The following is a 13716-nucleotide window of genomic DNA, read 5'->3' on the forward strand; positions in this document are numbered from 1 at the left end:
TTTCACATGCTGCTTTCTCTCGAACCCCGTGGCCAGCAATCGCGACTGATGTTGTGGTGCTCGCCGTTGCTGGCGGCCGTCCTGACGTTGGGCTGTAGCTCGCTGCTGTTTATCGCGCTGGGCCACGATCCGCTGCTCACGCTGCACACCTTGCTGATCGCCCCGGTCAGCGACCTGTATGGCGTCTCCGAACTGCTGGTCAAAGCGCTGCCGATTCTGCTCTGCGCGCTCGGTCTGGCAGTGGCGTACCAAGCACGAATCTGGAACATCGGCGCCGAAGGTCAGTTGCTGCTCGGCGCCCTGGCCGGCAGTGCGCTGGCGGTGAACATCATCGGCATGCAAAGCCGCTGGGCGCTGGTGCTGATCCTGCTCGTCGGCACCCTGGCCGGCGCGGCGTGGGCCGGGCTGACGGCGTGGTTGCGTACGCGTTTCAATGCCAACGAAATCCTCACCAGCATCATGCTCAATTACATCGCCCTGAACCTGTTGCTGTTCTGTGTGCATGGGCCTCTGAAGGACCCGGCGGGGTTCAACTTTCCGGAGTCGGCGATGTTCGGTGATGCCAGCCGCTTGCCGTTGTTGATCGAGGACGGTCGGGTCCACGTGGGCGTGTATTTCGCCTTGCTCGCGTTGGTGGCGGTGTGGGTGTTGCTGCAGAAAAGCTTTGTCGGGTTCCAGATCAAAGTGCTCGGGCTGGACAAGCGTGCTGCGGGGTTCGTCGGCTTTCGCGAGAAGCGACTGATCTGGCTGGCGCTGTTGATCAGCGGAGGGTTGGCGGGACTGGCCGGCGTGTGTGAAGTCACCGGGCCGATCGGCCAACTGGTGCCGCAAGTCTCGCCCGGTTATGGCTATGCCGCGATCACCGTGGCGTTTCTCGGGCGACTCAATCCCATCGGCATTCTGTTTTCCAGCTTGTTGATGGCGCTGCTGTACATCGGCGGCGAGAGCGCGCAGATGAGCATGAATCTGCCGCAAGCAATCACCCAATTGTTCCAGGGAATGATGTTGTTTTTCCTGCTGGCCAGTGACGTGCTGATTCTCTACCGACCGCGCTTGAACCTGCGCTGGTCCCGTCGTGCACAAGCCACCGCCGTACAAGCAGGAGCGCTGTGATGGATATCGATCTGCTGAGCAATATTTTCTACGCCATGGTCCGTTGCGGTACGCCGTTGCTGTTGGTGGCTCTCGGTGAACTGATCTGCGAGAAGAGCGGCGTCCTCAATCTCGGTCAGGAAGGCATGATGCTATTTGGCGCGGTGATCGGTTTTATCGTCGCGTTGAACAGCGGCAACCTGTGGCTCGGCGTGTTGCTGGCGATGCTCGCCGGGATGCTGTTGTCGTCGTTGTTTGCGCTGGTGGCGCTGGTGTTCAACGCCAATCAGGTGGCCACCGGGTTGGCGCTGACGATCTTCGGCGTGGGCCTGTCGACCTTTGTCGGCGCGGCGTGGGTCGGTAAACCGCTGGCGGGTTTCGAGCCGGTGGCGATTCCGTACTTGAGTGAAATCCCGCTGATCGGGCGGATGCTGTTTGCGCAGGATCTGCTGGTGTATGTGTCGTTCGCGCTGTTTGCGCTGGTGGCCTGGGTGATTGTGAAAAGTCGCGTCGGGCTGATCATTCAGGCGGTCGGGGAAAATCCGGATGCGGCCAGTGCCATGGGCTTGCCGGTGTTGGGCGTGCGCACGTTGGCGGTGCTGTTTGGTGGAGCGATGGCTGGATTGGCCGGGGCTTATTTGTCGCTGGCTTATACGCCGATGTGGGCGGAGAACATGAGCGCCGGCCGGGGCTGGATTGCCCTGGCGTTGGTGGTGTTTGCCAGTTGGCGGGTGTGGCGGTTGCTGCTGGGGGCGTATCTGTTCGGACTCGCCAGCATCCTGCATTTAGTGGCGCAGGGGTTGGGGCTGGCGATTCCGTCGAGCCTGCTGGCGATGCTGCCGTATGTCGCGACCATTGTGGTGTTGGTGCTGCTGTCGCGGGATGCGGTGCGTACGCGGTTGTATGCGCCGGTGTCGTTGGGGCAGCCGTGGCAGGCCGGGCATTAGAGGTTGCCTGCGCTGGCCTCATCCCGAGCAAGCTCGGTCCCACAGGGTTCTGCGGCGACCAATAATCCTGCGGGCAACTCGGTCACTGTGGGAGCGAGCTTGCTCGCGATGACGCCTGCACTGGCAACACCTGAGCGACGCCCCACGCCAATTCAAAGAACAGGAAAATCACCAATAGCGAGTTCCCGCCATGGAGCAAGGCATACAGCTGCCAAGCCGAAAACAGAAATCTACCGACCGCGTCATACCGCCCAAACACCTGCTGCGGATCACGGATCCGCAGCACCGCCCACACGCAGACAATCGACCCCAACAGATTGGCCATCAGCATGTGCATCGGCTCAAACGGCGGCAGCTCGCCAGGCAAGTTGAACGCCTGACTGACACTCAACAAAACTCCATGCAACGCCGCAAAACTCCACGGCGTGACAAACGCCACCATGACGATCAAGTCATACCAGGCGCTACCCTTCACCAACCGGCGATATTGCGTTGAAGTCCACATCCGTTTTGCTCCATAAATTCAGGGAGCAACAAGGCTAAAGCCTGGAGTATGCTCCAGGGTCAAGCCCTCTCGAGATGTCATGATGCGCATCGGTGAATTAGCCCAGGCCAGCGCCGTCAGCCGCGACACGCTGCGCTTCTATGAGCAACGCGGGTTGATTGCGGCACAACGCAGCGCCAACGGTTATCGCGACTATCCGGCGGACATGGTGCAACTGGTGCAGTACATCAAGACCGCTCAGCGATTGGGCTTTACCCTCGGCGAGATCGGCAACAGCGTCGCCGCGATAGGGCAATCGCCCGATCCGGACAGCGCCGTCACGCAGTTGCTGCAAGACAAACTCAAACTGATCGAAACCCGAATGGAAGAACTCGGCGCGCTGCGTCAGGAGTTGCAGCAACGGCTCGGTCAACGTTGTCCATTAAATCCGTGATCCTCATTTTTCAAGGAAGCCACTTATGTCTACGGCAAAAACCGCACTCATCATCGGCGCCTCCCGAGGCTTGGGCCTCGGCCTGGTGAAAACCCTGCTGGCCGACGGTTGGCAGGTCACCGCCACCGTGCGCAACCCGCAGAACGCCGAAGCCTTGCAGGCCTTGGGCAAGGTGCGGATCGAAAAACTCGACATGGACGATCAGCAAGCGGTCATCGCTCTAAGCCAGCAGCTGAAGGGCGAAGTGTTCGACCTGCTGTTCGTGAATGCCGGGGTCAAAGGCCCGGAAGTTCAAACGCCGGGCGGCGCGACGCTGACCGAGGTCGGCCAACTGTTCTTCACCAATGCGGTGGCACCGATCAATCTGGCCCAGCGTTTTGTCGGGCAGATCCGTCCGGATACCGGCGTGCTGGCGTTCATGAGTTCGGTGCTGGGCAGCGTGACCATGCCGGACGCACCCGAGCTGGCGTTGTACAAGGCGAGTAAAGCGGCGCTGAACTCGATGACCAGCAGCTTCGTCACTCAGTTGGGCGAGCAGAAACTCACCGTGCTGTCGCTGCATCCGGGTTGGGTGAAGACCGACATGGGCGGTGAAGGCGCTGACATTGATGTGGAAACCAGTACGCGCGGGTTGGTCGATCAGGTGAAGGCGTATACCGGCAAGGGCGGGCATCATTTTGTGAATTACCGGGGTGAAACTATTCCCTGGTAAACCCCACCGTCCCCCTGTAGGAGTGAGCCGGCTCCGGGCGGCGTTCCGACGATAGCGGACTGTCAGTTGGCATTAGTGTTGTCTGACACACCGCTATCGTCGGAACGCCGCCCGGAGCCGGCTCACTCCCACAAGTGATCATTCCACACAGGGATTTTTGTTGTCCTGTCGGGCCGGGCTTGCCCACCGAGCTTTTTTGAATGAAACTCCGCACCTCGTCCCCGCGACGACCCTGGATCAGCAGACAGGGTAATCACTGAGCTGGCTAACCTGAACCCAACTTTCAGAGGAGCCGGCCAACATGCCTGCGACCCGTACCTGGTTAAAAAACCCCCTCGCGATCTTCACTGCCAATGGCCTCGATGCCCGTGGCGGCCTGGTGCTGCAAGACGGTTTGATCGTCGAAGTGCTCGCCGCCGGCCAGCAACCGTCCGCACCCTGTGGACACGTGTTCGATGCCCGCGAGCATGTGATCCTGCCGGGACTGATCAACACCCATCATCACTTCTATCAAACCCTGACCCGCGCCTGGGCGCCGGTGGTCAATCAGCCGTTGTTCCCGTGGCTGAAAACCCTCTACCCGGTCTGGGCTCGCCTCACCCCTGAAAAACTTGCCCTCGCCAGCAAAGTCGCGTTGGCCGAATTGCTGCTGTCTGGCTGCACGACCGCGGCCGATCACCATTACCTGTTTCCGCAGGGCCTGGAAAACGCGATCGACGTGCAAGTCGAAAGCGTCCGCGAACTGGGCATGCGCGCCATGCTGACGCGCGGTTCCATGAGCCTCGGCGAAAAGGACGGCGGCCTGCCGCCGCAGCAGACCGTGCAGGAAGGTGAAGTCATCCTCGCCGACAGCCAGCGCTTGATCGCCGAGTACCACGAGCGTGGCGACGGTGCGCAAATCCAGATCGCCCTGGCGCCCTGCTCACCGTTCTCGGTGACCCCGGAAATCATGTCCGCCAGCGCCGAACTGGCGAACAAACTCGACGTGCGCCTGCACACCCACCTGGCCGAAACCCTCGACGAAGAAGACTTCTGCCTGCAACGTTTCGGCTTGCGCACTGTGGATTACCTGGACAGCGTCGGCTGGCTCGGCCCGCGCACCTGGCTCGCTCATGGCATCCACTTCAACCCGGACGAAATCGCTCGCCTCGGCGCCGCCGGCACCGGCATTTGCCATTGCCCGAGTTCGAATATGCGCCTGGCTTCCGGCATTTGCCCGACACTGGACCTGACCGCCGCCGGCGCGTTGCTAGGCTTGGGCGTGGACGGTTCGGCGTCCAACGATGCGTCGAACATGATGCTGGAAACCCGTCAGGCGCTGTACATTCAGCGGCTGCGTTATGGCGCCGAAAAGATCACGCCGGAACTGGTTTTGGGGTGGGCGACCAAGGGTTCGGCGAGTTTGCTCGGGCGTACCGATATCGGCGAACTGGCGGTGGGCAAGCAGGCGGATCTGGCGCTGTTCAAGCTCGATGAGCTGCGGTTCTCCGGCAGTCATGATCCGGTGTCGGCGTTGCTGCTGTGCGGCGCTGATCGGGCGGATCGGGTGATGATCGGCGGCAAGTGGCGAGTGATCGATGGACAGGTTGAAGGGCTGGATCTGAAAGGCTTGATTGCCGATCACAGCCAGGCGGCTCGGCAGCTGATCGCCGGTACCTGACACACAAAATCTTTACTGTGGGAGTGAGCCTGCTCGCGATGACGGAGTGTCAGTCAACATTGATAGTGTCTGACGCACCGCTATCGCGAGCAGGCTCACTCCTACAGGGGTTTTGTGATGGGTTCAGAGGCCCAGCAGCGACAACATGATGAATGTCGCAAACAGCACAAAGTGGGTCATGCCTTCGATGGCATTGGTTTCGCCATCGTTGAGGTTGATCGCGCTGACGATCAGCGTGAGGAAGATCATCACGGTCTGCACCGGGGTCATCGCCATCTGGAACGGCTGACCGGTATAGAGCGCCATCGCTTCCATCACCGGCACCGTCAGAATCACCGTCGACAACGACGCGCCCATGGCGATGTTGACCACCGACTGCATGCGGTTCGCCAATGCCGCCCGCAACGCGGTCAGAATCTCCGGCGCCGCCGAGATTGCCGCCACCAGGATCGCCGTGATCACCGGCGGTGCGCCCGTCCCTTCCAGACCCAGGTCGAGGGTTTTGGACATCACTTCGGCCAAGGCGCCGATCACCACCACGCCAAACACCAATGTCCCGATACTCAGCCCCAGATTGACCGGTTCAGGTTCTTCCTCCGAGACTTTCTTGCGACGTTTTTCCGGGTAGCTGTAACTGAAAAAATAACTGTGCGGCCCGACCTGCATGCGCAGGAACAGGGTGTAGAGCACGACCATCGCTCCAATGGTGAACGCCGAATAGAGTTTCCAGCTGGCCTCGGGAATGAACTCCGGCACCACCATGGAAACGCCCATGGCGGTGAGGATCATCACGCTGTAGCTGCGCGCCGAGTCGTCGTTGTAGGACTGTTCGCCGTGCTTGAGCCCGCCCATCAATGCGGCGAGGCCGAGAATGCCGTTGATGTCGAGCATCACCGCCGAATAAATCGTGTCGCGCACCAGGGTCGGCGAGGCTTCGTTGCTCATCATGATCGCCAGAATCACCACTTCCACCAGCACCGCGGCCAGGGTCAGGATCATCGTGCCGTAGGGGTCACCGACTTTTTCGGCCAGCAGCTCGGCGTGATGGGCGACGCGCATGGAGGCAACGACGATGAAGGCGATCAGCACCAGACCGGCGGTCAACGCGATGGGCTGGCCGCTGTGCAGCATCCAGTGTTCCAGCGGATAGGCAACGACGGCGGCGAGCAGGGCCAGCAGCAGAAACTTTTCTTGCTTGAGGAGTGTGAGCATCGCGGGCCTTTTTTGCCGTGTGAAGCGAAACCAGGGGGATGAGCTACTGACTGTGGGGCGGCGCTAACGTTTCGTTACACCTTAGCGCACCAGTGGATGGCAGCCGTGTCAGGCCATGCACTTTTATCGGCCTCAAGGGACTCATCGCGAGCAAGCTCGCTCCCACATTGGAATGCGCACCCTTGCTCGCGATGGCCGTGACACGGTCTCAAGCCATTTGTTGTCTTGTTGGTCAGTAATTTGCATTGGCCTTACCAACCTCACAACAACATGGAGTTCGAATTCATGCACAAACGTCCGTTGAAGAAGCTGCTTTGCGCCGTCGCCGCAGCCATCGGTCTGAGCGCCAGCCTGACCGCCAGTGCCGCCGAACCGCTGAAAGTCGGCTTCGTCTACATCGGTCCGATTGGCGACCACGGCTGGACGTATCAGCATGAACAGGGGCGCAAGGCGCTGGCGGAAAAATTCGGCGACCAGATCACCACCAACTATGTGGAAAACGTCGCTGAAGGCGCCGACGCCGAGCGGGTGATCCGCAACATGGCCAAGGACAAGTACGACCTGATCTTCACCACCTCTTTCGGCTACATGAACCCGACCCTGAAAGTCGCCAAACAATTTCCCAAGGTGACCTTCGAACACGCCACCGGCTACAAGCAGGACAAGAACCTCGGCACCTACCTGGCGCGCACCTATGAAGGGCGCTATGTCGGCGGTTTTCTCGCGGCGAAGATGACCAGGACCAAGAAGATCGGTTACGTCGCGTCTTTCCCGATCCCGGAAGTCATCCGCGACATCAACGCCATTCAGCTGGCCCTGAACAAGTACAACCCCGGCACCGAAATCAAAGTGGTGTGGGTCAACTCCTGGTTCGATCCGGGCAAAGAAGCCGATGCCGCCAACGCGTTGATCGACCAGGGCGTGGATGTGGTATTCCAGCACACTGACAGCCCTGCACCGATCCAGGCCGCTGAACGTCGCGGCGTGTACGCCGTGGGTTACGCTTCGGACATGGCGCACTTCGGGCCGAAAGCGGTGCTGACGTCCATCGTCAACGACTGGGGCCCGCACTACATTCAGGCGACCCAAAGCGTGCTCGACCACACGTGGAAATCGCAGGATTACTGGGGTGGTTTGAAGGAAGGTACGGTTGAGTTGCCGATCAGCGATCTGGTGCCGGCACCGGTGAAAGCCGAGGCAGAGCAGATCATTGCTGACATCAAGAGCGGCGCATTCCACCCGTTCACCGGGCCGATCAAGGATCAGGCGGGCACAGAGAAAATCGCGGCAGGCGCGACGGCGAGCAATGCGGAGCTGGCATCGATGAACTACTACGTTGAAGGCATGAAGGCTGAGATACCGAAGTAATCCCCGAGCCAAACACAAATCCCCTGTGGGAGCGAGCTTGCTCGCGATAGCGGTGAGACAGGCACCAATGATGTCGACTGACACTCCGTCATCGCGAGCAAGCTCGCTCCCACAATGGATCTTCAGCGTTTTTGAGGACTGCGCATGAACCAACTCCCGATCATCGACATCAGCCCGCTCTACAGCGAAGACGCAAGTGACTGGCAATCAATCGCCACGCAAATCGACCACGCCTGCCGCGAGTGGGGCTTTTTCTACATCAAGGGTCACCCGATCAGCGCCGCACGCATTAACGCCGTGCTCGAAAACGCCCAACGTTTCTTCGCCCTGCCCGCCGCCGAAAAACTCAAGATCGACATCACCCAAACCCGCCACCACCGCGGTTATGGCGCCATCGCCACCGAACAACTCGACCCGGGCAAACCCAGCGATCTGAAAGAAACTTTCGACATGGGCCTGCACCTGCCGGCCGATCACCCTGAGGTGCTGGCGGAAAAACCGCTGCGCGGCCCCAACCGTCATCCGTCGATGCCCGGCTGGGAATCGCTGATGGAGCAGCACTACATCGACATGCAGGCCCTGGCACAAACCCTGTTGCGGGCCATGACCGTGGCGCTGGGTATCGAGCGCGACTTTTTCGACACCCGTTTCGTTGAGCCGGTCAGCGTGCTGCGGATGATTCATTACCCACCGCGCCACACCGCCAGTTCCGAAGAGCAGCAAGGCGCCGGCGCCCACACCGATTACGGCTGCGTCACCCTGCTGTATCAAGATGCCGCCGGCGGCCTGCAAGTGCGAAACGTTAAAGGCGAGTGGATCGATGCACCGCCGATCGACGGCACGTTCGTGGTCAACCTCGGCGACATGATGGCGCGCTGGAGCAACGACCGTTACCTGTCGACGCCGCACCGGGTGATCAGCCCGCTGGGCGTGGACCGTTACTCGATGCCGTTCTTCGCCGAGCCGCACCCTGACACGGTCATCGAATGCCTGCCCGGCTGTCAGGATGAACGGCACCCGGCAAAGTATCCGGGCACCACCTGCGCCGAATTCCTGCTCTCGCGCTTCGCCGATACCTACGCCTATCGACGGGAACAGGAAGCGCTGTGATGAACCGGCTGGTCAGGTTTTGCTAATTGTTTCCACGGGCATCTGTAGAATGCTCGCCATCTGCACCTGATGAGAAAAGACTATGTACGACTGGCTGAACGCCCTGCCCAAGGCAGAACTGCACCTGCACCTTGAGGGTTCGCTGGAGCCTGAGCTGCTGTTCGCCCTGGCCGAACGCAACAAGATCGCCCTGCCGTGGAGCGATGTCGAAACCCTGCGCAAGGCCTACGCCTTCAACAACCTGCAAGAGTTTCTCGACCTGTATTACCAGGGCGCCGACGTGTTGCGCACCTCTCAGGATTTCTACGACCTGACCTGGGCTTACCTGTTGCGCTGCAAGGCGCAGAACGTGATTCACACCGAACCGTTCTTCGACCCGCAGACTCACACCGACCGTGGCGTGCCGTTCGAAGTGGTGCTCAATGGCATCGCCGCCGCACTGAAAGATGGCGAGCAGCAACTGGGCATCACCAGCGGTTTGATCCTGAGCTTCCTGCGCCACTTGAGCGAAGAAGAAGCCGAGAAAACCCTTACCCAGGCGCTGCCGTTCCGTGACGCGTTTGTCGCCGTCGGTCTGGACAGTTCGGAAATGGGTCACCCGCCGAGCAAGTTCCAGCGCGTGTTTGACCGTGCCCGTCACGAAGGCTTCCTGACCGTCGCCCACGCCGGTGAAGAAGGCCCGCCCGAGTACATCTGGGAAGCCCTCGATTTGCTGAAAGTCCAGCGCATCGACCATGGCGTGCGCGCCATCGAAGACGAGCGCTTGATGCAGCGGATCATCGACGAACAAATCCCGTTGACCGTGTGCCCGTTGTCGAACACCAAACTCTGCGTGTTCGATCACATGTCTCAGCACAACATTCTCGACATGCTCGAGCGTGGCGTGAAAGTGACCGTGAATTCGGATGACCCGGCGTACTTCGGCGGTTACGTCACCGAGAACTTCCATGCGCTGTATACCCATTTGGGTATGACCCAGGATCAGGCCAAGCGATTGGCGCAGAACAGCCTGGATGCACGGCTTGTGAAACCGTAGGACTCACCACATAACCACTGTGGGAGCGAGCTTGCTCCCACAGGGTTTGTGTTTAGCCAACGGCTACCGGTTCAGTCAGCTCCTCCAGTGTCTTGCCCCGGGTCTCCATCCCGAACACCCACACCACCCCCGCCGCAATCGCAAAACACATCGCCCCCAACGCGAACACCCCGCCCTGCCCGGTTATCGGGAACACCAGCCCGGTCACCATTGGCCCGAGCAACGAACCCACGCGGCCAATCGCCGACGCGAAACCCGAGCCCGTGGCCCGCGCCGATGTCGGGTACAACTCCGGCGTGTAGGTGTAAAGCACCGCCCACATGCCGAACAGGAAAAACTGCATCAGCAGCCCCGACGTAATCAACAGGCTGACGTTGCCGCCAAACACTGCGCTCTGACCATAAAGAAACGCCATCACCCCGCCGCCGAGCAACGTCACCACGCACACCGGTTTACGTCCCCAACGCTCCACCAGCCAGGCGGCCATCAGGAAACCGGGAATCCCGCCAAGGGAAATCAACACCGTGTAATACACCGACTGAGTCACGGCAAAACCCGACTGCTGCAGCAAGGCACTGAGCCAGGACGTCAGGCCATAGAACCCCAGCAAGGCGAAGAACCAGACGCTCCAGATCATCATCGTGCGCTGGCGATACAGCGGCGACCAGATCTGCCGCAACGCGGAAAAGAAATGCCCCGGCGTACTCGCCACTCTCGGCAGGCGGATCGGCTCAGGCAGATCCGAACGTCCCAGAGATGCCTGGACCCGATCTTCGATGCGCAGCAAGACCTTGTCTGCCACGTCATGGTGCCCGGCCTGTTCCAGCCAGCGCGGTGATTCTGGAATGAAAAAGCGAATCGCCAGGACAAACACCGCCGGCACCGCCAACACCAGGAAGATGTCCCGCCAGCCAATCACCGGCAGCAGGAAGTACGACAGTACGCCGGCGGCGACGAAGCCCAGCGGCCAGAAACCGTCCATCAATGCAATGTAGCGCCCGCGTCGTTTGGCTGGAATCAGCTCCGAGAGCATCGACTGAGCAATGGGAAACTCCATGCCCATGCCGATCCCCAACAGGATTCGAAACAACGTCAGCGTTTCGACGTTCTGCGCCGTGGAGCACAGATAACTGGCGATCCCCCACAACACGATGCTCCACTGGAACACCGGTTTGCGCCCGAAGCGGTCGGCCAGCATGCCGGACAGCGACGCCCCCACGACCATGCCGAAAAAGCTCGAGCTGGCCAGCAACCCGGCCTGCGCCGTGCTCAGGCCAAACTCGGTTTTGATCGAGCCGAGCAGGAAAGTCATCATCGCCAGGTCCATGGAATCGAAGAAAAACGCCAGGGCAATGATGATGAAAATGATTCGGTGATAACCGCTGATGGGCAGCCGTTCCAGTCGTTCTGCCGCGCTGAAGCTTCGTGTTTCCATGCCACATTCCCCCAATCCGAAAGACCCTGGACGAGTGTGCGCGATAGCTGCTGGGGGTTACTGCTGGATGCGACCTGTTCGCAGCTCTGAACGACGCCCGAAGCTTCGGACGTCGATCTCGATGCGTCTACAACGCCATTTCCAGCTCGGTTTCTTTGGCGAATCGATGGATTTCACGCTGCCCCGTGGCGGTAATCTGCAAGGCTCGAGAATCGTTGGGCAGGCTCAGCCAACCTAATTGCATGAACAATTGCAGCAACGCCGCCCCCAGAGATCCGCCCATGTGCGGGCGTCTTTCGCTCCAGTCCGGACAAGCGCAGGCGACCCGGCTGTTGCGATGAGCCAGCGCCTGGATGAACACCCCCCGCGTCGCCAATTGCGTGGCGCCCTTGTGGGTGATCATGACCCGCTGATCGAACTGTTCGATCCAGCCCGCATCCAGCAACCGCTGGTAAAGATCGGCGGCAAGGGTGCCGCCCAAGTGGTCGTCGCAAAGCCTGGCGCGCAAGAGTGACGAAGGTGCCGTCTGAGGTTTGGCGAGGGGGGGCGTGCGCTTGAAAACGTCCGGGACTTCCCGAGGCTTACTGGCCAGGGTGGCGCTGGCCAGTGCCTCTATCGCGGCACCCACTTCAGGCGCGGCAAGACGGAAGAACCGCTTGCGGCCGCGGAACTCGACTTTCAACAGACCTCCGGCGGACAAACGCCCCAGATGCGCACTGGCCGAAGACGGTGACAGGCCGGCCAACAAGGCCAGCTCTTCGGTTTGCCGCGCCGAGCCGTCCATCAAGGCCCACATCATTGCGCTGCGCTTTGGGTCAGCCAGCAACGTGGCGATCTGGCTGATGCAAGGTGCATGTTCCATGTATTCACTCCCTGTTGAATCGTTTCGTCTACTGCTCAGAGACATCTTGACCAGTAATGTGTCGTCGGCCAAGGCGTGGAAACCGCCATAACCCGGGCAAAGCCGTCAATCGCATAGGCCATTGCTTCGCAGGTTTCGCAAAGCCGCGGCGATTGACCCTGGGGCCTGGCTGACTCGGACGTGGACTCGCCAATGCGAGATCGACGGTGCGTACATGAGGCGAGCGCTAGTATATGCAGGTTAACCGCCGGTTCCTGCCCTTGGGAAACCGTTGGTGGTGATAGTTCCTGAGTGAAATTTCGCTATTTGCCTGCGACTAATGATCGGTACCCGATAACGTCGGAAATTGACTACTCAACCGGGCGCATCGACTGGCGAGCATTTCCCGCAAAAGGTTCACTGGCTTACTCAATTGTGCGCGATGGGCGCACAACAAATTCAGCGGTGCGCGCTCACAGAGCAGTTCCGGCATGAGCACTTTCAATCGACCGGCCAGCACATCGGCCGCGACATCGAGCCAGGATTTGTAGGCGATTCCGGCACCCGCCACGGCCCACAACCGAACAACATCGGCGTCATCGCTGAAACGATCGCCGCTGACGGTCAGGCTGACCTCGCGTTTGCCGTCGTGGAAACTCCAATGGTCGTGGACCCGGCTGCCGAGCATAAATAGCAGGCAGTTGTGCTGAGCCAGTTGCTCCAGTTGCCGAGGCTCGCCATGCCGGGCCAGGTAACTCGGGGCGGCACAGAGCACGCGGCGGTTCTGCGGAGCAATGGGCAGCGCCACCAAGCTTGAGTCTTCCGGCTCGCCGTAACGCAGGGCGATGTCCACCGGTTGGCGGAACAGGTCGGCGATGCGGTCGCCCAGCAGCAAACGCACCGTAAGCTTCGGATGCTCTCGCTGAAACTCGTCCAGCCAGGGCAGCAGCAGGTTGCGGCCAAAGTCCGAAGGCGCCGACAGCTGCAAAATACCGCTGACCTGGTCCTGACCGCTGGCCAATAAACGGCGGCCCTCATCGAGATTGCTCAAGGCAGCCCGAGCGTATTCGAGAAATCCCTCGCCTTCAGCGGTCAGCCGCAGGCTACGGGTAGAACGGGCGAGCAACCGGGCGCCGAGTTGCTGTTCGATGCGCTTCAACGCCGCACTGGCTACCGCGGCCGACATGTCCATCCCGCGCGCCGCCGCTGACAGACTGCCCAGGTCAGCCGCCCGGACAAACAACTGCAAGTCATCGAAACGCAGCATTGTTCAGCCTCGATTATCAAAAAAATATTGAAAGAGACTGCTCTTTTAGCGGGTTTTATCTTGCAGAGAAATAGCCAATCATCCGTCCCATCGAATTC

At 60.4% G+C, this 13716-nt stretch carries 13 protein-coding genes; 8 read left to right on the forward strand and 5 right to left on the reverse strand.

Annotation, left to right across the window (positions count from 1 at the left end; translation table 11 throughout):
- Positions 1-6 precede the first annotated feature (6 nt).
- Together ACMXYJ_RS30015 and ACMXYJ_RS30020 are read left to right on the forward strand one after the other, a co-directional pair.
- Complete coding sequence (locus ACMXYJ_RS30015; protein WP_415758042.1) at positions 7-1113, forward strand: ABC transporter permease; 1107 nt, start codon at positions 7-9, stop codon at positions 1111-1113.
- Positions 1113-2039 carry an ABC transporter permease gene (locus ACMXYJ_RS30020; RefSeq protein ID WP_140683271.1) on the forward strand — a complete coding sequence of 309 codons (927 nt, stop codon included), beginning with the start codon at positions 1113-1115 and terminating at the stop codon, positions 2037-2039. The genes ACMXYJ_RS30015 and ACMXYJ_RS30020 overlap by 1 nt, the downstream gene beginning before the upstream one ends.
- Positions 2040-2121: 82 nt before the next feature.
- On the opposite strand, the gene ACMXYJ_RS30025 is transcribed toward ACMXYJ_RS30020, so the two are convergent.
- Complete coding sequence (locus ACMXYJ_RS30025; protein ID WP_415758043.1) at positions 2122-2544, reverse strand: hypothetical protein; 423 nt, start codon at positions 2542-2544, stop codon at positions 2122-2124.
- 82 nt (positions 2545-2626) lie between these two features.
- Between ACMXYJ_RS30025 and ACMXYJ_RS30030 the strand changes: the two genes are divergently transcribed.
- From ACMXYJ_RS30030 to ACMXYJ_RS30040, 3 genes are all read left to right on the forward strand, one after another.
- A complete protein-coding gene (locus ACMXYJ_RS30030; protein WP_415760825.1) occupies positions 2627-2977 on the forward strand; it encodes a MerR family transcriptional regulator in 351 nt (116 codons plus the stop codon).
- A gap of 25 nt (positions 2978-3002) precedes the next feature.
- Positions 3003-3689 carry an SDR family oxidoreductase gene (locus ACMXYJ_RS30035; protein ID WP_415758044.1) on the forward strand — a complete coding sequence of 229 codons (687 nt, stop codon included), beginning with the start codon at positions 3003-3005 and terminating at the stop codon, positions 3687-3689.
- 301 nt (positions 3690-3990) lie between these two features.
- Positions 3991-5349, forward strand: coding sequence for an 8-oxoguanine deaminase (locus ACMXYJ_RS30040; RefSeq protein ID WP_415758045.1), 1359 nt, complete (start codon positions 3991-3993; stop codon positions 5347-5349).
- 123 nt (positions 5350-5472) lie between these two features.
- Here ACMXYJ_RS30040 and ACMXYJ_RS30045 read toward each other — a convergent pair whose 3' ends face one another.
- Positions 5473-6561, reverse strand: a complete 1089-nt coding sequence (locus ACMXYJ_RS30045; protein WP_415758046.1) for a calcium:proton antiporter — start codon at positions 6559-6561, stop codon at positions 5473-5475.
- Positions 6562-6846: 285 nt separating this feature from the next.
- Between ACMXYJ_RS30045 and ACMXYJ_RS30050 the strand changes: the two genes are divergently transcribed.
- The 3 genes from ACMXYJ_RS30050 to ACMXYJ_RS30060 all read left to right on the forward strand — a co-directional run bounded on the left by ACMXYJ_RS30050 (position 6847) and on the right by ACMXYJ_RS30060 (position 10075).
- A complete protein-coding gene (locus ACMXYJ_RS30050; protein WP_415758047.1) occupies positions 6847-7929 on the forward strand; it encodes a BMP family ABC transporter substrate-binding protein in 1083 nt (360 codons plus the stop codon).
- 144 nt (positions 7930-8073) lie between these two features.
- Positions 8074-9039, forward strand: coding sequence for a 2-oxoglutarate and iron-dependent oxygenase domain-containing protein (locus ACMXYJ_RS30055; RefSeq protein ID WP_415758048.1), 966 nt, complete (start codon positions 8074-8076; stop codon positions 9037-9039).
- An 82-nt stretch (positions 9040-9121) separates the two neighbouring features.
- Positions 9122-10075: an adenosine deaminase gene (locus tag ACMXYJ_RS30060; RefSeq protein ID WP_415758049.1), complete on the forward strand. Its 954-nt coding sequence runs from the start codon at positions 9122-9124 to the stop codon at positions 10073-10075.
- Between the two features lie 52 nt (positions 10076-10127).
- On the opposite strand, the gene ACMXYJ_RS30065 is transcribed toward ACMXYJ_RS30060, so the two are convergent.
- The 3 genes from ACMXYJ_RS30065 to ACMXYJ_RS30075 all read right to left on the reverse strand — a co-directional run bounded on the left by ACMXYJ_RS30065 (position 10128) and on the right by ACMXYJ_RS30075 (position 13618).
- Entirely contained in the window at positions 10128-11510 is a 1383-nt protein-coding gene (locus ACMXYJ_RS30065) for an MFS transporter (RefSeq protein ID WP_415758050.1), read from the reverse strand.
- A gap of 127 nt (positions 11511-11637) precedes the next feature.
- A complete protein-coding gene (locus tag ACMXYJ_RS30070; protein WP_415758051.1) occupies positions 11638-12372 on the reverse strand; it encodes an ArsR/SmtB family transcription factor in 735 nt (244 codons plus the stop codon).
- 316 nt (positions 12373-12688) lie between these two features.
- Entirely contained in the window at positions 12689-13618 is a 930-nt protein-coding gene (locus tag ACMXYJ_RS30075) for a LysR family transcriptional regulator (protein WP_033059503.1), read from the reverse strand.
- Positions 13619-13716 lie beyond the last annotated feature (98 nt).

Origin of the sequence: Pseudomonas arabinosi (assembly GCF_047758675.1) — a bacterium.
Lineage (GTDB): Bacteria > Pseudomonadota > Gammaproteobacteria > Pseudomonadales > Pseudomonadaceae > Aquipseudomonas > Aquipseudomonas arabinosi.